At 65.8% G+C, this 19161-nt stretch carries 31 protein-coding genes; all 31 read left to right on the top strand.

Features of this window, described 5'->3' with window-relative positions:
* Positions 1 to 132 precede the first annotated feature (132 nt).
* The gene (locus ACWD6P_RS26245; RefSeq protein WP_451446612.1) at positions 133 to 615 is read left to right on the top strand and encodes a DUF1707 and DUF4190 domain-containing protein; all 483 of its coding nucleotides are present in this window, start codon (positions 133 to 135) and stop codon (positions 613 to 615) included.
* 378 nt (positions 616 to 993) lie between these two features.
* Positions 994 to 1365 (top strand): 30S ribosomal protein S12, encoded by a 372-nt coding sequence (gene rpsL, locus ACWD6P_RS26240; protein WP_003948652.1) that lies wholly within the window; start codon positions 994 to 996, stop codon positions 1363 to 1365.
* A 2-nt stretch (positions 1366 to 1367) separates the two neighbouring features.
* Entirely contained in the window at positions 1368 to 1838 is a 471-nt protein-coding gene (gene rpsG / locus ACWD6P_RS26235) for a 30S ribosomal protein S7 (protein WP_004571813.1), read from the top strand.
* A gap of 39 nt (positions 1839 to 1877) precedes the next feature.
* The gene (fusA, locus tag ACWD6P_RS26230) at positions 1878 to 3998 is read left to right on the top strand and encodes an elongation factor G (RefSeq protein WP_451446611.1); all 2121 of its coding nucleotides are present in this window, start codon (positions 1878 to 1880) and stop codon (positions 3996 to 3998) included.
* A gap of 158 nt (positions 3999 to 4156) precedes the next feature.
* Complete coding sequence (gene tuf, locus ACWD6P_RS26225; protein ID WP_384429890.1) at positions 4157 to 5350, top strand: elongation factor Tu; 1194 nt, start codon at positions 4157 to 4159, stop codon at positions 5348 to 5350.
* Between the two features lie 417 nt (positions 5351 to 5767).
* A complete protein-coding gene (rpsJ, locus tag ACWD6P_RS26220) occupies positions 5768 to 6076 on the top strand; it encodes a 30S ribosomal protein S10 (protein ID WP_003948644.1) in 309 nt (102 codons plus the stop codon).
* A gap of 14 nt (positions 6077 to 6090) precedes the next feature.
* Positions 6091 to 6735, top strand: a complete 645-nt coding sequence (gene rplC, locus ACWD6P_RS26215) for a 50S ribosomal protein L3 (RefSeq protein WP_006604873.1) — start codon at positions 6091 to 6093, stop codon at positions 6733 to 6735.
* An 8-nt stretch (positions 6736 to 6743) separates the two neighbouring features.
* The gene (gene rplD, locus ACWD6P_RS26210; RefSeq protein ID WP_451446610.1) at positions 6744 to 7394 is read left to right on the top strand and encodes a 50S ribosomal protein L4; all 651 of its coding nucleotides are present in this window, start codon (positions 6744 to 6746) and stop codon (positions 7392 to 7394) included.
* Complete coding sequence (gene rplW / locus ACWD6P_RS26205) at positions 7394 to 7717, top strand: 50S ribosomal protein L23 (protein ID WP_042155860.1); 324 nt, start codon at positions 7394 to 7396, stop codon at positions 7715 to 7717. Before rplD ends, rplW begins: the two co-directional genes overlap by 1 nt.
* 39 nt (positions 7718 to 7756) lie before the next feature.
* Positions 7757 to 8593, top strand: a complete 837-nt coding sequence (rplB, locus tag ACWD6P_RS26200; protein ID WP_451446609.1) for a 50S ribosomal protein L2 — start codon at positions 7757 to 7759, stop codon at positions 8591 to 8593.
* Positions 8594 to 8605: 12 nt separating this feature from the next.
* Positions 8606 to 8887, top strand: coding sequence for a 30S ribosomal protein S19 (rpsS, locus tag ACWD6P_RS26195; protein WP_016571057.1), 282 nt, complete (start codon positions 8606 to 8608; stop codon positions 8885 to 8887).
* Positions 8888 to 8931: 44 nt separating this feature from the next.
* Positions 8932 to 9279, top strand: coding sequence for a 50S ribosomal protein L22 (gene rplV, locus ACWD6P_RS26190; protein WP_009997296.1), 348 nt, complete (start codon positions 8932 to 8934; stop codon positions 9277 to 9279).
* A complete protein-coding gene (gene rpsC / locus ACWD6P_RS26185) occupies positions 9279 to 10106 on the top strand; it encodes a 30S ribosomal protein S3 (RefSeq protein ID WP_069567069.1) in 828 nt (275 codons plus the stop codon). Before rplV ends, rpsC begins: the two co-directional genes overlap by 1 nt.
* 5 nt (positions 10107 to 10111) lie before the next feature.
* Positions 10112 to 10531 (top strand): 50S ribosomal protein L16, encoded by a 420-nt coding sequence (rplP, locus tag ACWD6P_RS26180; RefSeq protein ID WP_004571829.1) that lies wholly within the window; start codon positions 10112 to 10114, stop codon positions 10529 to 10531.
* Positions 10531 to 10755 (top strand): 50S ribosomal protein L29, encoded by a 225-nt coding sequence (gene rpmC / locus ACWD6P_RS26175; RefSeq protein ID WP_046927445.1) that lies wholly within the window; start codon positions 10531 to 10533, stop codon positions 10753 to 10755. Before rplP ends, rpmC begins: the two co-directional genes overlap by 1 nt.
* Positions 10755 to 11036: a 30S ribosomal protein S17 gene (rpsQ, locus tag ACWD6P_RS26170; RefSeq protein WP_006604882.1), complete on the top strand. Its 282-nt coding sequence runs from the start codon at positions 10755 to 10757 to the stop codon at positions 11034 to 11036. The genes rpmC and rpsQ overlap by 1 nt, the downstream gene beginning before the upstream one ends.
* A 104-nt stretch (positions 11037 to 11140) precedes the next feature.
* Positions 11141 to 11509 (top strand): 50S ribosomal protein L14, encoded by a 369-nt coding sequence (rplN, locus tag ACWD6P_RS26165; RefSeq protein ID WP_003998823.1) that lies wholly within the window; start codon positions 11141 to 11143, stop codon positions 11507 to 11509.
* Positions 11510 to 11512: 3 nt separating this feature from the next.
* Entirely contained in the window at positions 11513 to 11836 is a 324-nt protein-coding gene (rplX, locus tag ACWD6P_RS26160; protein WP_030062892.1) for a 50S ribosomal protein L24, read from the top strand.
* Positions 11836 to 12396, top strand: coding sequence for a 50S ribosomal protein L5 (gene rplE / locus ACWD6P_RS26155; RefSeq protein ID WP_016571061.1), 561 nt, complete (start codon positions 11836 to 11838; stop codon positions 12394 to 12396). Before rplX ends, rplE begins: the two co-directional genes overlap by 1 nt.
* A gap of 5 nt (positions 12397 to 12401) precedes the next feature.
* A complete protein-coding gene (locus ACWD6P_RS26150) occupies positions 12402 to 12587 on the top strand; it encodes a type Z 30S ribosomal protein S14 (RefSeq protein WP_003956452.1) in 186 nt (61 codons plus the stop codon).
* Positions 12588 to 12823: 236 nt separating this feature from the next.
* Positions 12824 to 13222 carry a 30S ribosomal protein S8 gene (rpsH, locus tag ACWD6P_RS26145; protein WP_006604885.1) on the top strand — a complete coding sequence of 133 codons (399 nt, stop codon included), beginning with the start codon at positions 12824 to 12826 and terminating at the stop codon, positions 13220 to 13222.
* Between the two features lie 22 nt (positions 13223 to 13244).
* Positions 13245 to 13784 carry a 50S ribosomal protein L6 gene (rplF, locus tag ACWD6P_RS26140; RefSeq protein WP_451446608.1) on the top strand — a complete coding sequence of 180 codons (540 nt, stop codon included), beginning with the start codon at positions 13245 to 13247 and terminating at the stop codon, positions 13782 to 13784.
* Between the two features lie 3 nt (positions 13785 to 13787).
* Positions 13788 to 14171 (top strand): 50S ribosomal protein L18, encoded by a 384-nt coding sequence (rplR, locus tag ACWD6P_RS26135; RefSeq protein ID WP_030074793.1) that lies wholly within the window; start codon positions 13788 to 13790, stop codon positions 14169 to 14171.
* A gap of 46 nt (positions 14172 to 14217) precedes the next feature.
* On the top strand, positions 14218 to 14820 hold the full coding sequence (rpsE, locus tag ACWD6P_RS26130; protein ID WP_006604888.1) for a 30S ribosomal protein S5: 603 nt from the start codon (positions 14218 to 14220) through the stop codon (positions 14818 to 14820).
* Entirely contained in the window at positions 14820 to 15002 is a 183-nt protein-coding gene (gene rpmD / locus ACWD6P_RS26125) for a 50S ribosomal protein L30 (protein WP_384429910.1), read from the top strand. The genes rpsE and rpmD overlap by 1 nt, the downstream gene beginning before the upstream one ends.
* 1 nt (position 15003) lies before the next feature.
* Positions 15004 to 15459, top strand: coding sequence for a 50S ribosomal protein L15 (gene rplO, locus ACWD6P_RS26120; protein ID WP_393487431.1), 456 nt, complete (start codon positions 15004 to 15006; stop codon positions 15457 to 15459).
* A 228-nt stretch (positions 15460 to 15687) separates the two neighbouring features.
* Positions 15688 to 17001: a preprotein translocase subunit SecY gene (secY, locus tag ACWD6P_RS26115; protein WP_451446607.1), complete on the top strand. Its 1314-nt coding sequence runs from the start codon at positions 15688 to 15690 to the stop codon at positions 16999 to 17001.
* Entirely contained in the window at positions 17001 to 17654 is a 654-nt protein-coding gene (locus tag ACWD6P_RS26110; RefSeq protein WP_451446606.1) for an adenylate kinase, read from the top strand. The genes secY and ACWD6P_RS26110 overlap by 1 nt, the downstream gene beginning before the upstream one ends.
* 99 nt (positions 17655 to 17753) lie before the next feature.
* Positions 17754 to 18590 (top strand): type I methionyl aminopeptidase, encoded by an 837-nt coding sequence (map, locus tag ACWD6P_RS26105; RefSeq protein ID WP_451446605.1) that lies wholly within the window; start codon positions 17754 to 17756, stop codon positions 18588 to 18590.
* A 174-nt stretch (positions 18591 to 18764) separates the two neighbouring features.
* Positions 18765 to 18986 carry a translation initiation factor IF-1 gene (infA, locus tag ACWD6P_RS26100; protein ID WP_003956442.1) on the top strand — a complete coding sequence of 74 codons (222 nt, stop codon included), beginning with the start codon at positions 18765 to 18767 and terminating at the stop codon, positions 18984 to 18986.
* A 59-nt stretch (positions 18987 to 19045) separates the two neighbouring features.
* Positions 19046 to 19159 (top strand): 50S ribosomal protein L36, encoded by a 114-nt coding sequence (gene rpmJ / locus ACWD6P_RS26095; protein WP_003956441.1) that lies wholly within the window; start codon positions 19046 to 19048, stop codon positions 19157 to 19159.
* Positions 19160 to 19161: the final 2 nt, after the last annotated feature.

Raw genomic sequence — 19161 nt, 5'->3', positions numbered from 1 at the left:
AACTTGTCTCCCCATTGCTGCGTCTGTGATGAGAAGATGGGGAGAACTGTCGAGCGGGGGGAGGTTCGCGAAGTGGCATTCCAGCCGTGGCAAGGTGGGCAGCCCGCTCAGCCGCAGCATCAGGTGCCTGCCATGCGCGCGTCGCACGCCGATCGTGAGCGGGCGATCGACGTACTCAAGGCGGGGTTTGCCGAGGGGCGACTGCAGCAGCCGGAGTACGAGCAGCGGCTTGGGCGCGCCTACAAGGCGCAGACCCATTCCGAGCTGCAGATGCTGGTCGCGGACCTTCCGGTGGGACCGGTGCCGCAGGCGCAGTTCATGCCGCAGCGTCCGGTGGTGCCGGCGACGTTCATGCCGATGCAGATGCCGATGCCCGTGACGACGAACAGCTCGGCGACCGGCGCGCTGGTCTGCGGGATCATGACGCCGGTGACCTGGGGTCTGACGGCGATCCCGGCGGTCATCCTGGGGCACAAGGCGCGCGCCGAGATCCGCCGGACCGGACAGGGCGGGGACGGCCAGGCCATCACCGGGCTGATCCTGGGCTGGCTGGCGATCGGCGGCTGGGCGCTGTTCCTGCTGATCTTCATCCTGTCGGCGGCGGTCGGCCTCTGACCTTCCCGGGCCGCCCGCGGTGTGTTGCGGGGGTGTGGCGCCTTCTTCCGTACGGCCTTGGATCGCACTACGGTGGCCGCATCGCCGTGACGAGTCCGGCGTGTCCTTCGCGTGTGCATTTGTTTTGACCGCAGCCAATGCGGTAGGTACGCTCTGACCTTGTGCCTGGGGTGTCCCTGGCCTGCCGTGCGCGCAACCTCCTCAAGCCTTACGGCTGGGAGCGCCGCCACCACGGAAGCCGGGTTTTTGACACCGCAATCTGCTGCCTCACTCGTTCCAGCGAGGACCGGACTGCAGTATTCGACACACCCGACCGCGTGGGTCGGGAACGTTCCAGGTTAGCTTTACCGAGACTGGCACACAGAAACCGGAGAAACGGTGCCTACGATCCAGCAGCTGGTCCGCAAGGGCCGGCAGGACAAGGTCGAGAAGAACAAGACGCCCGCGCTCGAGGGTTCCCCCCAGCGCCGTGGCGTCTGCACGCGTGTTTTCACCACCACCCCGAAGAAGCCGAACTCGGCCCTGCGTAAGGTCGCGCGTGTGCGTCTGACCAGCGGGATCGAGGTCACCGCTTACATTCCGGGTGAGGGCCACAACCTCCAGGAGCACTCGATCGTGCTCGTGCGTGGCGGCCGTGTGAAGGACCTGCCGGGTGTTCGGTACAAGATCATCCGCGGCTCCCTCGACACGCAGGGCGTCAAGAACCGCAAGCAGGCTCGCAGCCGCTACGGCGCCAAGAAGGAGAAGTAAGAATGCCTCGTAAGGGCCCCGCCCCGAAGCGCCCGGTCATCATCGACCCGGTCTACGGCTCTCCTCTGGTGACCTCCCTCATCAACAAGGTTCTGCTGAACGGCAAGCGCTCCACCGCTGAGCGCATCGTTTACGGCGCCATGGAGGGTCTGCGCGAGAAGACCGGCAACGACCCGGTCATCACGCTCAAGCGCGCGCTCGAGAACATCAAGCCGACCCTTGAGGTCAAGTCCCGCCGCGTCGGTGGCGCGACCTACCAGGTCCCGGTCGAGGTCAAGCCCGGCCGCGCGGCCACCCTCTCGCTCCGCTGGCTCGTGGGCTACTCCCGCGCCCGTCGCGAGAAGACCATGACCGAGCGCCTCATGAACGAACTGCTCGACGCCTCCAACGGCCTCGGCGCTTCGGTCAAGAAGCGCGAGGACACGCACAAGATGGCCGAGTCCAACAAGGCCTTCGCGCACTACCGCTGGTAGTCGCAACCCACATCGAGACCGAGAGAAGATTGAGCCACTATGGCCACCACTTCGCTTGACCTGGCCAAGGTCCGCAACATCGGGATCATGGCCCACATCGACGCGGGCAAGACGACCACCACCGAGCGGATCCTGTTCTACACCGGCGTGTCGTACAAGATCGGTGAGGTCCACGACGGCGCTGCCACGATGGACTGGATGGAGCAGGAGCAGGAGCGCGGCATCACGATCACGTCCGCCGCGACGACCTGTCACTGGCCGCTCGAAGATGTCGATCACACCATCAACATCATCGACACGCCCGGCCACGTCGACTTCACCGTCGAGGTGGAGCGTTCGCTGCGCGTGCTCGACGGTGCGGTGACGGTGTTCGACGGCGTCGCCGGTGTCGAGCCCCAGTCCGAGACTGTCTGGCGTCAGGCGGACCGCTACGGCGTGCCGCGCATCTGCTTCGTCAACAAGCTCGACCGTACGGGTGCCGAGTTCCACCGCTGTGTCGACATGATCACGGACCGCCTCGGCGCGACCCCGATCGTGATGCAGCTGCCGATCGGCACCGAGATGGACTTCAAGGGCGTCGTCGACCTCGTGAAGATGAAGGCCCTGGTCTGGTCGGCCGAGGCCGCCAAGGGCGAGATGTACGACGTCGTCGACATCCCGGCCACGCACACCGAGGCCGCCGACGAGTGGCGCGGCAAGCTGCTCGAGACCGTCGCCGAGAACGACGAAGAGATCATGGAGCTGTACCTGGAGGGCCAGGAGCCCACCGAGGAGCAGCTGTACGCGGCGATCCGCCGTATCACGATCGCTTCCGGCAAGGCCGACACGACCACCGTCACCCCGGTGTTCTGCGGTACCGCGTTCAAGAACAAGGGCGTCCAGCCCCTGCTCGACGCGGTCGTGCGCTACCTCCCCTCCCCGTTGGACGTCGAGGCCATCGAAGGCCACGCGGTCAACGACCCGGAGGAGGTCGTCAAGCGCAAGCCGTCCGAGGACGAGCCGCTGTCGGCCCTCGCGTTCAAGATCGCGAGCGACCCCCACCTGGGCAAGCTCACCTTCATCCGGGTGTACTCGGGCCGCCTTGAGGCCGGCTCGCAGGTGCAGAACTCGGTGAAGGGCAAGAAGGAGCGCATCGGCAAGATCTACCGGATGCACGCGAACAAGCGTGAGGAGATCGAGTCGGTGGGTGCCGGTGACATCGTCGCCGTCATGGGTCTGAAGCAGACCACCACCGGTGAGACCCTCTGCGACGCGGGCAGCCCGGTCATCCTGGAGTCGATGGACTTCCCGGCGCCGGTCATCCAGGTCGCCATTGAGCCCAAGTCCAAGGGCGACCAGGAGAAGCTGGGTGTCGCCATCCAGCGCCTCGCCGAAGAGGACCCCTCGTTCCAGGTGCACACCGACGAGGAGACCGGCCAGACCATCATCGCGGGTATGGGCGAGCTGCACCTCGACGTGCTGGTCGACCGTATGAAGCGCGAGTTCCGGGTCGAGGCCAACGTCGGCAAGCCGCAGGTCGCCTACCGCGAGACCCTGCGCAAGGCCGTCGAGCGTCTCGACTACACGCACAAGAAGCAGACTGGTGGTTCCGGCCAGTTCGCCAAGGTGCAGATCGCGCTCGAGCCGCTCGAGGGCGACGGGTACGAGTTCGAGAACAAGGTCACCGGTGGCCGTATCCCGCGGGAGTACATCCCGTCCGTGGACGCGGGCTGCCAGGAGGCCATGGAGTTCGGTGTCCTCGCCGGCTACCCGCTGACGGGTGTCAAGGTCACCCTTCTCGACGGTGCCTTCCACGAGGTCGACTCGTCGGAAATGGCGTTCAAGATCGCCGGTTCGATGGCCTTCAAGGAGGCCGCCCGCAAGGCCTCCCCGGCCCTGCTCGAGCCGATGATGAAGGTCGAGGTCACCACGCCCGAGGACTACATGGGCGATGTGATCGGCGACATCAACTCCCGCCGTGGTCAGATCCAGTCCATGGAGGACCGCGCCGGCGCCAAGCTCGTCACGGGCCTGGTTCCGCTCTCGGAGATGTTCGGCTACGTCGGAGACCTCCGCAGCAAGACGTCGGGTCGCGCAAGCTACTCGATGCAGTTCGACTCCTACGCCGAGGTTCCCCGGAACGTCGCCGAGGAGATCATCGCGAAGGCCAAGGGCGAGTAGCTCCGTCTCCCACGAGTCGGAACACGCTTTAGGCTTGACACCGTCTGCCGGGGTAATCCCCGCAATCCGTGAGGAATGCCCCGGCAGCCGGCACCCCAGCAAAGATCACCTGGCGCCGATGAGTAAGGCGTACAGAACCACTCCACAGGAGGACCCCAGTGGCGAAGGCGAAGTTCGAGCGGACTAAGCCGCACGTCAACATCGGCACCATCGGTCACATTGACCACGGTAAGACGACCCTCACGGCCGCCATTACCAAGGTGCTGCACGACGCGTACCCGGACCTGAACGAGGCCTCGGCCTTCGACCAGATCGACAAGGCTCCTGAGGAGCGCCAGCGCGGTATCACCATCTCCATCGCGCACGTCGAGTACCAGACCGAGTCGCGTCACTACGCCCACGTCGACTGCCCCGGTCACGCGGACTACATCAAGAACATGATCACCGGTGCCGCCCAGATGGACGGCGCGATCCTCGTGGTCGCCGCGACCGACGGTCCGATGCCGCAGACCAAGGAGCACGTGCTCCTGGCCCGCCAGGTCGGCGTTCCCTACATCGTTGTCGCCCTGAACAAGGCCGACATGGTGGACGACGAGGAGATCCTGGAGCTCGTCGAGCTCGAGGTCCGTGAGCTCCTCTCCGAGTACGAGTTCCCGGGCGACGACGTCCCGGTCGTCAAGGTCTCGGCGCTCAAGGCGCTCGAGGGCGACGCCGAGTGGGGCAAGTCCGTCCTCGACCTGATGAAGGCCGTCGACGAGTCCATCCCGCAGCCCGAGCGTGACGTCGACAAGCCGTTCCTGATGCCGATCGAGGACGTCTTCACGATCACCGGCCGTGGCACCGTTGTCACCGGTCGTATCGAGCGTGGTGTCCTCAAGGTCAACGAGACCGTCGACATCATCGGCATCAAGACCGAGAAGACCACCACCACGGTCACCGGCATCGAGATGTTCCGCAAGCTCCTCGACGAGGGCCAGGCCGGTGAGAACGTCGGTCTGCTCCTCCGTGGCATCAAGCGCGAGGACGTCGAGCGCGGCCAGGTCATCATCAAGCCGGGCTCGGTCACGCCGCACACCTCGTTCGAGGCTCAGGCGTACATCCTGTCGAAGGACGAGGGTGGCCGTCACACCCCGTTCTTCAACAACTACCGCCCGCAGTTCTACTTCCGTACCACGGACGTGACCGGCGTCGTGACCCTCCCCGAGGGCACCGAGATGGTCATGCCGGGCGACAACACCGAGATGTCGGTCGAGCTGATCCAGCCGGTCGCCATGGAGGAGGGCCTGAAGTTCGCCATCCGTGAGGGTGGCCGGACCGTCGGCGCCGGCCAGGTCACCAAGATCAACAAGTAATTGTTGATCCGGTTGATCCGGTAGCAGTTTCCAGGGAGCCCCGTCCACCATCAGGTGGGCGGGGCTCCTTGACAGTTGGGGTCCGATTGGCCTTACGCGTCCCGCGTATGGCACACTGTCCAGGTTGCTCGGTTGAGTGCCGATGCTGCGCGCCTCCCGCCGGGAGGACCGGAAGCGAGTCCCAGGTATTCGTCGTCCCTTCTCAGGGCCGGAAATACGGGAATCTTCCGGGAAGTGTCAGCGGGGTGCCTCGGCCAGGCGCCCGGTGGGTGTTCTTCCCCTGCCTCTCCTTCTTGAGGGATCTCTCGTGCGGAGATTTACGAGAAGGGGTGCGACACGCCCGACCGCGTGGGTCGGAGAAGAACGCGAACCTCCCGGGTCCCAGAGCGTTACGAGAGACAGGACTACGAAGTAGCCATGGCGGGACAGAAGATCCGCATCCGGCTCAAGGCCTACGACCACGAGGTCATCGACTCCTCGGCGAAGAAGATCGTCGAGACGGTGACCCGTACTGGTGCGTCGGTCGCGGGCCCGGTGCCGCTGCCCACTGAAAAGAACGTGTACTGCGTCATCAAGTCGCCGCACAAGTACAAGGACTCGCGCGAGCACTTCGAGATGCGCACGCACAAGCGCCTGATCGACATCCTCGACCCGACGCCCAAGACCGTTGACTCGCTGATGCGCCTGGACCTTCCGGCCGGCGTTGACATCGAGATCAAGCTCTGAGAGGCGCGGAAGAGATGGCTAAGCAGATCAAGGGCATCCTGGGCGAGAAGCTCGGCATGACCCAGGTCTGGGACGAGAACAACCGTGTCGTCCCGGTGACCGTGGTGAAGGCCGGCCCCTGCGTCGTTACCCAGGTGCGCACCAATGACCAGGACGGTTACGACTCCGTCCAGATCGCCTTCGGCGAGATCGACCCGCGCAAGGTGAACAAGCCCCTCAAGGGCCACTTCGCGAAGGCCGACGTCACCCCCCGTCGTCACCTCGTCGAGGTCCGTACTCCCGACGCCGGTGAGTACACCCTCGGCCAGGAGCTGACCGCTGAGACCTTCGAGTCCGGCGTCAAGGTGGACGTGACCGGCAAGAGCAAGGGCAAGGGCTTCGCCGGTGTCATGAAGCGTCACGGCTTCCACGGCGGCAAGGCCTCGCACGGTGCCCACCGCGTGCACCGCAAGCCGGGCTCCATCGGTGGCTGCGCCACCCCGGGCCGCGTGTTCAAGGGCATGCGGATGGCCGGCCGTATGGGCAATGAGCGGGTCACCACCCAGAACCTGACCGTCCACGCCGTTGACGCGGAGAAGGGTCTGCTGCTCATCAAGGGCGCAGTTCCTGGTCCGAACGGCGGCCTCGTCCTGGTCCGTACCGCGGCCAAGGGGGCCTGAGGTAACCGATGAGCACCATTGACATCCTTTCGCCGGCAGGCGACAAGGCCGGGTCCGTCGAGCTCCCCGCGGAGATCTTCGACGCCAAGGTCAGCGTTCCGCTGATCCACCAGGTCGTTGTCGCGCAGCTGGCCGCGGCCCGTCAGGGCACGCACAAGACCAAGACTCGCGGCGAGGTCCGCGGCGGTGGCAAGAAGCCGTACCGCCAGAAGGGCACCGGCCGGGCGCGTCAGGGTTCGACCCGTGCGCCGCAGTTCGCCGGCGGTGGCATCGTCCACGGCCCCGTGCCGCGTGACTACAGCCAGCGGACCCCGAAGAAGATGAAGGCCGCCGCCCTGCGCGGTGCCCTCACCGACCGGGCCCGCAACAGCCGCATCCACGTCGTTTCCGGCGTGGTCGAGGGCGCGGTTTCCACCAAGGCCGCCAAGGCTCTTCTCGGCAAGGTCAGCGAGCGCAAGAACGTGCTCCTGGTCGCCGAGCGCAGCGACGAGGCCGCGTGGCTGTCCGCCCGCAACCTGCCCCAGGTTCACATCCTGGAGCCGGGCCAGCTGAACACGTACGACGTGCTCGTCTCCGACGACGTGGTCTTCACCAAGGCCGCCTTCGAGTCCTTCGTGTCTGGCCCCAAGGCCGCTGAGACCGAAGGGAGCGACGCCTGATGACTGAGGCCGTCGTCACCAGCAAGACCTTCACGGACCCGCGCGACGTTCTCGTCAAGCCGGTGGTTTCCGAGAAGAGCTACGCGCTGCTGGACGAGAACAAGTACACGTTCATCGTCGCGCCCGGCGCGAACAAGACCCAGATCAAGCAGGCCGTCGAGGCGGTCTTCTCGGTCAAGGTCACCGGGGTCAACACGATCAACCGGCAGGGCAAGCGCAAGCGCACCCGCACCGGTTACGGCAAGCGCGCCAACACCAAGCGCGCCATCGTGACCCTCGCCGAGGGCGACCGTATCGACATCTTCGGCGGCCCGGTCTCCTAACGGAGTCCGAGTCGTCCGGAATCGGACGAGGACTGAGAAATGGGTATCCGCAAGTACAAGCCGACGACCCCGGGCCGTCGTGGCTCCAGCGTCGCCGACTTTGTCGAGATCACGCGGTCCACGCCGGAGAAGTCGCTGGTCCGCCCGCTGCACAGCAAGGGCGGCCGTAACAACGCCGGTCGTGTGACCGTTCGCCACCAGGGTGGTGGCCACAAGCGCGCCTACCGCGTGATCGACTTCCGTCGTCACGACAAGGACGGCGTGCCGGCCAAGGTCGCGCACATCGAGTACGACCCGAACCGCACCGCGCGCATCGCGCTGCTGCACTACGCAGACGGCGAGAAGCGCTACATCATCGCGCCCCGTGGCCTGGAGCAGGGCGCTCGGATTGAGAACGGCCCTGGCGCCGACATCAAGCCGGGCAACAACCTGCCGCTGCGTCACATCCCCGTGGGTACGACGATCCACGCGATCGAGCTGCGTCCGGGCGGCGGTGCGAAGTTCGCCCGCTCGGCCGGTGCCTCCGTGCAGCTGCTGGCGAAGGAGGGCCGGATGGCCCACCTGCGCATGCCGTCCGGTGAGATCCGCCTGGTCGACGTCCGCTGCCGCGCCACTGTCGGCGAGGTCGGCAACGCCGAGCAGTCGAACATCAACTGGGGTAAGGCCGGCCGTATGCGCTGGAAGGGCGTCCGCCCGACCGTGCGTGGTGTCGTGATGAACCCGGTCGACCACCCGCACGGTGGTGGTGAGGGCAAGACCTCCGGTGGTCGCCACCCGGTCTCGCCCTGGGGCCAGAAGGAGGGTCGTACTCGCTCGCCGAAGAAGGCCAGCAACAAGTACATCGTCCGCCGCCGCAAGACGAACAAGAAGCGCTAGGAGCGGGTTTAGATGCCGCGCAGTCTCAAGAAGGGGCCCTTCGTCGACGACCACCTCGCCAAGAAGGTGGACGTACAGAACGATGCAGGCACCAAGAACGTCATCAAGACCTGGTCCCGCCGCTCCATGATCGTCCCGGCCATGCTCGGCCACACGATCGCGGTGCACGACGGCCGCAAGCACGTCCCGGTGTTCGTCACCGAGTCGATGGTCGGCCACAAGCTCGGCGAGTTTGCGCCGACCCGCACCTTCCGCGGCCACGAGAAGGACGACCGCAAGTCGCGTCGTCGCTGATCGACCGGAGTGCGAAGACTATGACTGACACCGAAGGGACAACCATGGAAGCCAGGGCCCAGGCGCGGTACATCCGCGTCACGCCCATGAAGGCCCGCCGCGTGGTGGACCTTATCCGTGGCATGGATGCCACGGAGGCTCAGGCGGTCCTGCGTTTCGCCCCGCAGGCCGCGAGCGTGCCGGTGGGCAAGGTGCTGGACAGCGCCATTGCCAACGCCGCGCACAACTACGACCACACGGACGCCTCCACGCTGGTTATCAGCGAGGCGTACGTCGACGAGGGCCCGACCCTGAAGCGGTTCCGTCCGCGTGCTCAGGGTCGTGCCTACCGGATCCGCAAGCGGACCAGCCACATCACCGTGGTCGTCAGCAGCAAGGAAGGAACCCGGTAATGGGCCAGAAGGTAAACCCGCACGGGTTCCGCCTCGGCGTGACGACGGACTTCAAGTCCCGCTGGTACGCCGACAAGCTGTACAAGGACTACGTCAAGGAAGACGTCGCCATTCGTCGCATGATGACGAAGGGCATGGAGCGCGCCGGTATCTCCAAGGTGGAGATCGAGCGCACCCGTGAGCGCGTCCGCGTTGACATCCACACCGCTCGTCCGGGCATCGTCATCGGCCGCCGCGGCGCCGAGGCCGACCGCATCCGCGGCGAGCTGGAGAAGCTGACCGGCAAGCAGGTCCAGCTGAACATCCTCGAGGTCAAGAACCCCGAGACCGACGCTCAGCTGGTGGCCCAGGCCGTCGCCGAGCAGCTGTCCTCCCGCGTCTCCTTCCGTCGCGCCATGCGTAAGAGCATGCAGTCGACGATGAAGGCCGGCGCCAAGGGCATCAAGATCCAGTGCGGTGGCCGTCTCGGCGGCGCCGAGATGTCCCGCTCGGAGTTCTACCGCGAGGGCCGTGTGCCCCTGCACACGCTCCGCGCGAACGTCGACTACGGCTTCTTCGAGGCCAAGACCACCTTCGGCCGCATCGGCGTGAAGGTCTGGATCTACAAGGGCGACGTCAAGAACATCGCCGAGGTGCGCGCCGAGAACGCCGCCGCCCGTGCGGGCAACCGCCCGGCCCGCGGTGGCGGCAACGACCGCCCGCGTCGCGGTGGCGAGCGCGGCGGCCGCGGCGGCCGCAAGCCGCAGCAGCAGAGCGCCGCTGCCGAGGCCCCCAAGGCCGAGGCCGCTGCCGCTGCTCCGGCGGAGACCCCCGGAACGGAGGCCTGACCGACATGCTGATCCCTCGCAGGGTCAAGCACCGCAAGCAGCACCACCCGAAGCGCAACGGTATGGCCAAGGGTGGCACCGAGCTGGCCTTCGGTGAGTACGGAATCCAGGCCGTCACCCCGGCCTACGTGACGAACCGTCAGATCGAGTCCGCTCGTATCGCGATGACCCGTCACATCAAGCGTGGCGGCAAGGTCTGGATCAACATCTACCCGGACCGCCCGCTGACGAAGAAGCCTGCCGAGACCCGCATGGGTTCCGGTAAGGGTTCCCCGGAGTGGTGGGTCGCGAACGTCAAGCCCGGTCGGGTGATGTTCGAGCTGTCCTTCCCGAACGAGAAGGTTGCTAAGGAGGCGCTGACCCGCGCCGCCCACAAGCTTCCGATGAAGTGCCGCATCGTTCGGCGCGAGGCAGGTGAATCGTGATGTCGGCCGTTACCAAGGCGTCCGAGCTGCGCGAGCTGAACAACGAGGACCTCGTTGCCAAGCTCCGTGAGGCCAAGGAAGAGCTGTTCAACCTCCGCTTCCAGGCGGCGACCGGACAGCTCGAGAACCACGGCCGGCTGAAGGCCGTCCGCAAGGACATCGCCCGGATCTACACCCTGATGCGTGAGCGCGAGCTGGGCATCGAGACGGTGGAGAGCGCCTGATGAGCGAGAAGAATGTGACTGAGACGAACGAGCGCGGTTTCCGCAAGACCCGTGAGGGTCTCGTCGTCAGCGACAAGATGGACAAGACCGTCGTCGTCGCTGTCGAGGACCGCGTCAAGCACGCGCTGTACGGCAAGGTCATCCGCCGTACCAACAAGCTCAAGGCGCACGACGAGCAGAACGCTGCCGGCGTCGGCGACCGCGTCCTCCTGATGGAGACCCGGCCGCTGTCCGCCACCAAGCGCTGGCGCATCGTCGAGATCCTCGAGAAGGCCAAGTAATCCCTCCTAGGGGGACCCCCTAGGAACAGTTCCGCCAGGCTCGGCGAGAAGCGCGAAGCACTCGCGCTTCTCGCCGGGAACCGGCAGACAAACAGGAGATAGACGTGATCCAGCAGGAGTCGCGACTGCGTGTCGCCGACAACACTGGTGCGAAGGAGATCCTTTGCATCCGTGTTCTCGGTGGTTCCGGTCGCCGCTACGCGGGCATCGGTGACGTCATCGTCGCCACCGTCAAGGATGCGATCCCCGGTGGCAACGTGAAGAAGGGTGACGTCGTCAAGGCGGTCATCGTTCGCACCGTCAAGGAGCGCCGCCGTCCGGACGGCTCGTACATCCGCTTCGACGAGAACGCGGCCGTCATCCTCAAGAACGATGGCGACCCCCGCGGCACCCGCATCTTCGGCCCCGTGGGCCGGGAACTGCGCGAGAAGAAGTTCATGAAGATCATCTCGCTCGCGCCGGAGGTGCTGTAACCGATGAAGATCAAGAAGGGCGACCTGGTCCAGGTCATCACCGGTAAGGACAAGGGCAAGCAGGGCAAGGTCATCCAGGCCTTCCCCCGCGAGGACCGCGTCCTGGTCGAGGGTGTCAACCGGGTCAAGAAGCACACCAAGGCCGGACAGACCGCTCGTGGGTCGAAGACCGGCGGCATCGTGACGACCGAGGCCCCCATCCACGTCAGCAACGTTCAGCTGGTCGTGGAGAAGGACGGCAACAAGGTCGTTACCCGCGTCGGATACCGCTTCGACGACGAGGGCAACAAGATCCGCGTTGCCAAGCGGACCGGTGAGGACATCTGATGACTGCCACCACCAACGCGCCGCGTCTCAAGACGCGCTACCGCGAAGAGATCGCCGGGAAGCTGAAGGACGAGTTCTCCTACGAGAACGTCATGCAGATCCCCGGTCTGACCAAGATCGTGGTCAACATGGGTGTGGGCGACGCCGCCCGCGACTCCAAGCTGATCGAGGGCGCCATCCGCGACCTCACCACGATCACGGGCCAGAAGCCGGCCGTCACCAAGGCCCGTAAGTCCATCGCGCAGTTCAAGCTGCGTGAGGGCCAGCCGATCGGTGCCCACGTCACCCTCCGCGGTGACCGCATGTGGGAGTTCCTGGACCGCCTGCTGTCGCTCGCGCTGCCGCGCATCCGCGACTTCCGTGGTCTGTCCCCGAAGCAGTTCGACGGTCGGGGCAACTACACCTTCGGTCTCACGGAGCAGGTCATGTTCCACGAGATCGACCAGGACAAGATCGACCGTACCCGGGGTATGGACATCACCGTGGTCACCACGGCGACCAACGACGATGAGGGCCGCGCTCTCCTTCGTCACCTCGGCTTCCCGTTCAAGGAGGCGTGAGCGAGATGGCGAAGAAGGCTCTGATTGCCAAGGCTGCTCGCAAGCCGAAGTTCGGTGTGCGCGCGTACACCCGCTGCCAGCGCTGCGGCCGCCCGCACTCCGTGTACCGCAAGTTCGGCCTGTGCCGCGTGTGCCTTCGTGAGATGGCTCACCGTGGCGAGCTGCCGGGCGTGACCAAGAGCTCCTGGTAATCCCTTAGTTGGGATGACCGGGGCTCTCGGTAAGCAATCGGTCGGCGGGAGTCCCACCCTTTTCCCGTAAGGTAGAGGGGTTTGGGCGTCCCGCCGCCCGAGACCGACCGCGGGCGAAGCCCGCATAACGTCGCTTACTACGCCGTAGGTCCCCGCGCCGCACCCGTCCCGACTCTGATCGGGGAGAGGGATGGCGCACATAGGAAACCCCGGCGAGAGAGGCCGAAGGCCAATTCATGACCATGACTGACCCCATCGCAGACATGCTGACCCGTCTGCGGAACGCGAACTCGGCGTACCACGACACCGTCGTGATGCCGCACAGCAAGATCAAGTCGCACATCGCGGAGATCCTCCAGCAGGAGGGTTACATCACCGGCTGGCGCGTCGAGGACGCCGAGGTCGGCAAGAACCTCGTCCTCGAGCTGAAGTTCGGCCCGAACCGCGAGCGCTCGATCGCCGGCATCAAGCGGATCTCGAAGCCGGGCCTGCGGGTCTACGCAAAGTCCACCAACCTGCCGAAGGTGCTCGGCGGCCTGGGCGTGGCGATCATCTCCACGTCCCACGGTCTCCTGACCGGTCAGCAGGCCAGCAAGAAGGGCGTGGGTGGGGAAGTCCTCGCCTACGTCTGGTAACCAGGGAACGGAGGAATAGCTAATGTCGCGTATTGGCAAGCTGCCCATCCAGGTTCCCGCTGGTGTGGACGTCACCATCGAAGGCCGCACGGTCAACGTGAAGGGTCCCAAGGGCTCCCTTTCGCACACCGTCGCCGCGCCCATCGAGGTCGCCAAGGGTGAGGACGGCGTTATCAACGTCACCCGCCCGAACGACGAGCGTCAGAACAAGGCCCTGCACGGCCTGTCCCGCACGCTGGTGGCGAACATGATCACCGGCGTGACCCAGGGCTACAGCAAGGCGCTCGAGATCAGCGGTGTCGGTTACCGCGTCCAGGCGAAGGGCTCCAACCTGGAGTTCGCCCTGGGCTACAGCCACCCGATCCTGATCGAGGCCCCCGAGGGGATCTCCTTCAAGGTCGAGTCCCCGACCAAGCTCAGCGTCGAGGGCATCGACAAGCAGAAGGTCGGCGAGGTGGCGGCGAACATCCGCAAGCTGCGCAAGCCTGACCCGTACAAGGCCAAGGGCGTCAAGTACGCCGGCGAGGTCATCCGCCGCAAGGTCGGAAAGGCTGGTAAGTAAGCCATGGCATACGGTGTGAAGATCGCGAAGGGTGACGCCTACAAGCGCGCCGCCGCCAAGCGTCGCCACATCCGCATCCGCAAGCGGATTTCGGGTACCCCGGAGCGTCCGCGTCTGGTTGTGACGCGGTCCAACCGCGGCATCACCGCGCAGGTCATCGACGACATCGCGGGCCACACGCTGGCCTCGGCGTCGAGCCTGGACGCGTCGATCCGTGGTGGCGAGGGCGACAAGAGCGCCCAGGCCCAGAAGGTCGGCTCCCTGGTCGCCGAGCGTGCCAAGGCCGCCGGTGTCGAGGCCGTCGTGTTCGACCGTGGTGGCAAGCAGTACGCCGGGCGGATTGCCGCTCTGGCCGACGCCGCCCGCGAAGCCGGGCTGAAGTTCTAAGCCCCGGTTCCGGAGCTAGCGGACGTAACAGAGAGAGGTAAATCCAATGGCTGGACCCCAGCGCCGCGGGAGCGGTGCCGGTGGCGGCGAGCGGCGGGACCGGAAGGGTCGCGACGGTGGCGCTGCCGCCGAGAAGACCGCGTACGTTGAGCGCGTTGTCGCGATCAACCGCGTCGCCAAGGTTGTCAAGGGTGGTCGTCGTTTCAGCTTCACCGCGCTGGTCGTGGTGGGCGACGGTGACGGCACCGTAGGTGTCGGTTACGGCAAGGCCAAGGAAGTTCCGGCTGCCATCGCCAAGGGCGTGGAAGAGGCCAAGAAGAACTTCTTCAAGGTCCCCCGTATCCAGGGCACCATCCCTCACCCCATCCAGGGCGAGAAGGCTGCGGGCGTCGTCCTGCTCAAGCCGGCTTCCCCCGGTACCGGTGTGATCGCCGGTGGCCCCGTGCGTGCCGTTCTGGAGTGCGCGGGCATCCACGACGTGCTGAGCAAGTCGCTCGGCTCGTCCAACCCGATCAACATCGTGCACGCCACGGTGACCGCGCTTCAGGGCCTGCAGCGCCCCGAGGAGATCGCGGCCCGTCGTGGCCTGCCGCTGGAGGACGTTGCTCCCGCCGCTCTGCTGCGGGCGCGTGCAGGGGTGACCGCGTAATGGCGCACCTCAAGATCACGCAGACGAAGTCCTACATCGGTAGCAAGCAGAACCACCGCGACACCCTTCGTTCGCTGGGCCTGAAGAAGCTCAACGACGTGGTTGTCAAGGAGGACCGCCCCGAGTTCCGCGGCATGGTGCACACCGTCCGCCACCTCGTGACGGTTGAGGAGGTCGACTGACATGGCGGAGCAGAACCCGCTCAAGGTCCACAACCTCCGTCCTGCCCCGGGCGCCAAGACCGCCAAGACCCGCGTGGGTCGTGGCGAGGCGTCCAAGGGTAAGACCGCTGGTCGTGGTACCAAGGGTACGAAGGCCCGTTACCAGGTTCCGGAGCGCTTCGAGGGTGGCCAGATGCCCCTCCACATGCGCCTCCCGAAGCTGAAGGGTTTCAAGAACCCCGCTCACAAGCAGTTCCAGGTCGTGAACCTGGACAAGCTGGCCGCGCTCTACCCGCAGGGTGGCGAGGTCACGGTGGCCGACCTGGTCGCCAAGGGCGCGGTGCGCAAGAACGAGCTCGTCAAGGTCCTGGGCCAGGGCGAGATCTCCGTGGCGCTGCAGGTTTCGGTTGACGCCGTCTCCGGCTCCGCCAAGGAGAAGATCGCCGCTGCCGGCGGCACCGTCACCGAACTCATCTGAGTTCGTTGGTTCAACTGACCGGGGATGCCCATCGATTGGGGCATCCCCGGTTGGTCGTTCCACGGGGGTACGGTCGCCGGTAAGGTGGCAGGCACTGTTGTTTTTCCGGGGCCCTGGTCCCGGGCCCTCGCCGCGTGGGCCGTGTCCACGCGGTTTTTGGCCGCTTAGTATTCGTCGATCCTCAAGACCGTCACCTCCCGCTATGAGGCGGGGGGCGCAGGAGGCACCGTGCTCACCGCGTTCGCCCGAGCGTTCAAGACGCCCGACCTGCGCAAGAAGCTGCTGTTCACATTGGGCATCATCGTGCTCTACCGGATCGGAGCGCACGTCCCGGTCCCCGGGGTGAACTACGCGAACGTCGAGACCTGCATGAAGCAGGCCGGCGGCAGTAGCGGGTTGTTCGCCCTGGTGAACATGTTCAGCGGTGGTGCGCTGCTGCAGATCACGATCTTCGCGCTGGGGATCATGCCGTACATCACGGCGAGCATCATCCTCCAGCTGCTGACCGTGGTGATCCCCAGGCTGGAGGCCCTCAAGAAAGAGGGGCAGTCCGGCCAGGCGAAGATCACCCAGTACACCCGCTATCTGACCGTGGCGCTCGCCATCCTGCAGGGCACCGGCCTGGTGGCCACCGCCCGCAGCGGTGCGCTCTTCCAGGGCTGCCCGGTCAACACCGAGATCGTGCCCAGCGACTCGATCTTCACCACCATCACGATGGTCATCACGATGACCGCCGGCACCGCCCTGATCATGTGGCTCGGTGAGCTCGTCACCGACCGCGGCATCGGCAACGGCATGTCGATCCTGATGTTCATCTCGATCGCCGCCGGCTTCCCGGGCGCCCTGTGGCAGATCAAGCTCCAGGGCAAGCTGGCCGACGGCTGGATCGAGTTCTTCGCGGTGATCGTGGTCGGCCTGGCGATGGTCGCCCTGGTGGTCTTCGTCGAGCAGGCTCAGCGGCGCATCCCGGTGCAGTACGCGAAGCGGATGATCGGGCGCCGGTCCTACGGCGGTACGTCCACGTACATCCCGCTCAAGGTGAACCAGGCGGGTGTGATTCCCGTCATCTTCGCGTCATCGCTGCTCTACATTCCAGCCCTCATCGCACAGTTCAGCGGGTCGAAGGCGGCATGGGCGACCTGGATCGCCACCAACTTCACCAAGGGAAACCACCCGGTTTACATCGTTACGTACTTCCTGCTGATCGTGTTCTTCGCCTTCTTCTACGTCGCCATCAGCTTCAACCCCGAAGAAGTTGCCGACAACATGAAGAAGTATGGTGGCTTCATCCCGGGTATCCGGGCTGGTCGCCCGACGGCCGAGTACCTCAGCTACGTGCTCAACCGGATCACGTGGCCGGGCTCGCTGTACCTGGGGCTGATCGCGCTCGTACCAACAGTGGCGTTGGTGCTGTTCAACGCGAACCAGAACTTCCCGTTCGGCGGGACGAGCATCCTCATCATCGTGGGTGTGGGCCTGGAGACCGTGAAGCAGATCGAGAGCCAGCTTCAGCAGCGCAACTACGAAGGGTTCCTCCGCTGATGCGAATCGTCCTCGTCGGACCCCCGGGGGCCGGCAAGGGTACGCAGGCTGCGTACCTTGCCAAGAACCTCGCGATCCCGCACATCTCCACGGGGGACCTGTTCCGCGCCAACATCAGTCAGGGCACGCCCCTGGGTGTCGAGGCGAAGTCGTACATGGACGCCGGCAACCTGGTGCCCGACTCGGTCACGATTGGCATGGCCGAGGACCGCATGGAGCAGGCCGACGCCGCCGAGGGCTTCCTCCTCGACGGCTTCCCGCGCAACCTCGGCCAGGCCGAGGCGCTGGACGAGTTCCTCAAGGGCCGGAACCTCAAGCTCGACGCCGTCCTGGACCTGGAGGTCCCGGAGGACGAGGTCGTCAAGCGGATCGCCGGCCGGCGCATCTGCCGCAAGGACAGCAGCCACGTCTTCCACGCGGAGTACAACAAGCCGAAGACCCAGGGCGTCTGCGACGTCTGCGGCGGCGAGCTGTACCAGCGTGACGACGACCGCGAGGAGACCGTCCGCAAGCGGCTGGAGGTCTACCACACGGAGACCGAGCCGATCATCGACTACTACAAGGCCCAGGACCTGGTCGTGACGATCCCGGCCCTCGGCAAGGTGGAAGAGGTCACGGAGCGCGCCATGGCTGCGCTCCAGAGCGGCGAGTAGGCCAGCAGCTCCGTACGGCCGCGGTTGCCCAGTCCGGGTACCGCGGCCGTACTGTTGGTCAGAACAGACGCAGGACGAGAACGAAGGCGGAACGCCGGCATGGTGGAGATCAAGACCCCGGAGCAGATCGCGAAGATGCGCGAGGCGGGGCTGGTGGTCGCCGCCATCCACGCCGCCACCCGCAAGGCCGCGGTACCGGGCGCCACGACCAAGGACCTGGACGACGCGGCGCGCAAGGTGCTCGCCGAGCACGGCGCGAAGTCGAACTTCCTCGGTTACGGCGGCTTCCCCGCGACGATCTGCACCTCGGTGAACGACGTCGTCGTCCACGGCATCCCCGACACCGAGACGGTCCTCCAGGACGGGGACATCATCTCCATCGACTGCGGCGCGATCATCGACGGCTGGCACGGCGACGCCGCGTACACCGCCTTCGTCGGATCCGGTCACTCCGCGGAGCTGGTCGAGCTCAGCCGGGTCACCGAGGAGTCGATGTGGGCCGGCATCGCGGCGGTCGCCAAGGGCAACCGCCTGGTGGACATCTCCCGGGCGATCGAGGGCTACATCCGCCGCCAGCCCCGGCCGTCCTGCGGCAAGTACGGCATCGTCGAGGACTACGGCGGCCACGGCATCGGCTCGCAGATGCACATGGACCCGCATCTGCTGAACTACGTCGACCGCAAGCGCGGCCGCGGCCCCAAGCTGGTGCCCGGCTTCTGCATCGCGATCGAGCCGATGGTCAATCTCGGCACGGCCAAGACCCACGTCCTCGACGACGACTGGACGGTCAAGTCGAACGACGGCAGCTGGTCCTCGCACTGGGAGCACTCGGTCGCGCTGACCGAGAACGGCCCGCTGGTGCTGACCGCACCGGACGGCGGCAAGGCCAAGCTGGCCGAGCTGGGGATCACCGCGGCGCCCGACCCGCTGGCGTAAGGATCACCCCGGGTGGGCAATAATCCAGGATTCGTCTTTTCCTAGGCACTGACGTAGACTGACGCGTCGGCTCTCGTGCATCCGTATGCCTGTCTCCAAGATAGGAGACATTCTTGAAAGTGCACCGGATACATCACGAGAGTTGATCAAGGTAGCCGATTCGAAGGGCGAAGCGTGGCCAAGAAGCAAGGTGCCATCGAAATCGAGGGCACCGTGATCGAGTCCCTGCCGAACGCCATGTTCAAGGTGGAGCTCCAGAACGGTCACAAGGTCCTCGCGCACATCAGCGGCAAGATGCGGATGCACTACATCCGCATCCTCCCGGATGACCGGGTCGTGGTGGAGCTTTCTCCGTACGACCTGACGCGTGGCCGGATCGTCTACCGCTACAAGTAGATCTTGTCGGCACCCCGCTCCCGTGGGGTGGCGGCACTGACCCGGAGAACCTCACACCCATGAAGGTCAAGCCGAGCGTCAAGAAGATCTGCGACAAGTGCAAGGTGATCCGCCGTCACGGCCGGGTCATGGTCATCTGCGACAACCTGCGCCACAAGCAGCGCCAGGGCTGACG

This window comes from Streptomyces sp. NPDC002446, from assembly GCF_053595675.1.
The sequence above is the reverse complement of the archived record's forward strand: the minus strand, read 5'-3'. Positions and strand labels throughout refer to the sequence as shown.

Coding starts and splice junctions, on each gene's coding strand:
- rpsS (WP_016571057.1), top strand. CDS start 8,606: ATGCCGCGCAGTCTCAAGAAGGGGCCCTTCGTCGACGACCACCTCGCC.
- rpsH (WP_006604885.1), top strand. CDS start 12,824: ATGACCATGACTGACCCCATCGCAGACATGCTGACCCGTCTGCGGAAC.
- rpsG (WP_004571813.1), top strand. CDS start 1,368: ATGCCTCGTAAGGGCCCCGCCCCGAAGCGCCCGGTCATCATCGACCCG.
- ACWD6P_RS26245 (WP_451446612.1), top strand. CDS start 133: ATGCGCGCGTCGCACGCCGATCGTGAGCGGGCGATCGACGTACTCAAG.
- rplE (WP_016571061.1), top strand. CDS start 11,836: ATGACTGCCACCACCAACGCGCCGCGTCTCAAGACGCGCTACCGCGAA.
- rpmC (WP_046927445.1), top strand. CDS start 10,531: ATGTCGGCCGTTACCAAGGCGTCCGAGCTGCGCGAGCTGAACAACGAG.
- rplF (WP_451446608.1), top strand. CDS start 13,245: ATGTCGCGTATTGGCAAGCTGCCCATCCAGGTTCCCGCTGGTGTGGAC.
- rplX (WP_030062892.1), top strand. CDS start 11,513: ATGAAGATCAAGAAGGGCGACCTGGTCCAGGTCATCACCGGTAAGGAC.
- rplW (WP_042155860.1), top strand. CDS start 7,394: ATGACTGAGGCCGTCGTCACCAGCAAGACCTTCACGGACCCGCGCGAC.
- rpsQ (WP_006604882.1), top strand. CDS start 10,755: ATGAGCGAGAAGAATGTGACTGAGACGAACGAGCGCGGTTTCCGCAAG.
- rplB (WP_451446609.1), top strand. CDS start 7,757: ATGGGTATCCGCAAGTACAAGCCGACGACCCCGGGCCGTCGTGGCTCC.
- rplD (WP_451446610.1), top strand. CDS start 6,744: ATGAGCACCATTGACATCCTTTCGCCGGCAGGCGACAAGGCCGGGTCC.
- ACWD6P_RS26110 (WP_451446606.1), top strand. CDS start 17,001: ATGCGAATCGTCCTCGTCGGACCCCCGGGGGCCGGCAAGGGTACGCAG.
- ACWD6P_RS26150 (WP_003956452.1), top strand. CDS start 12,402: ATGGCGAAGAAGGCTCTGATTGCCAAGGCTGCTCGCAAGCCGAAGTTC.
- rplO (WP_393487431.1), top strand. CDS start 15,004: ATGGCGGAGCAGAACCCGCTCAAGGTCCACAACCTCCGTCCTGCCCCG.
- map (WP_451446605.1), top strand. CDS start 17,754: ATGGTGGAGATCAAGACCCCGGAGCAGATCGCGAAGATGCGCGAGGCG.
- rpsJ (WP_003948644.1), top strand. CDS start 5,768: ATGGCGGGACAGAAGATCCGCATCCGGCTCAAGGCCTACGACCACGAG.
- rplV (WP_009997296.1), top strand. CDS start 8,932: ATGGAAGCCAGGGCCCAGGCGCGGTACATCCGCGTCACGCCCATGAAG.
- rpsC (WP_069567069.1), top strand. CDS start 9,279: ATGGGCCAGAAGGTAAACCCGCACGGGTTCCGCCTCGGCGTGACGACG.
- fusA (WP_451446611.1), top strand. CDS start 1,878: ATGGCCACCACTTCGCTTGACCTGGCCAAGGTCCGCAACATCGGGATC.
- rplP (WP_004571829.1), top strand. CDS start 10,112: ATGCTGATCCCTCGCAGGGTCAAGCACCGCAAGCAGCACCACCCGAAG.
- rplC (WP_006604873.1), top strand. CDS start 6,091: ATGGCTAAGCAGATCAAGGGCATCCTGGGCGAGAAGCTCGGCATGACC.
- rpsE (WP_006604888.1), top strand. CDS start 14,218: ATGGCTGGACCCCAGCGCCGCGGGAGCGGTGCCGGTGGCGGCGAGCGG.
- rpmD (WP_384429910.1), top strand. CDS start 14,820: ATGGCGCACCTCAAGATCACGCAGACGAAGTCCTACATCGGTAGCAAG.
- rpmJ (WP_003956441.1), top strand. CDS start 19,046: ATGAAGGTCAAGCCGAGCGTCAAGAAGATCTGCGACAAGTGCAAGGTG.
- rplR (WP_030074793.1), top strand. CDS start 13,788: ATGGCATACGGTGTGAAGATCGCGAAGGGTGACGCCTACAAGCGCGCC.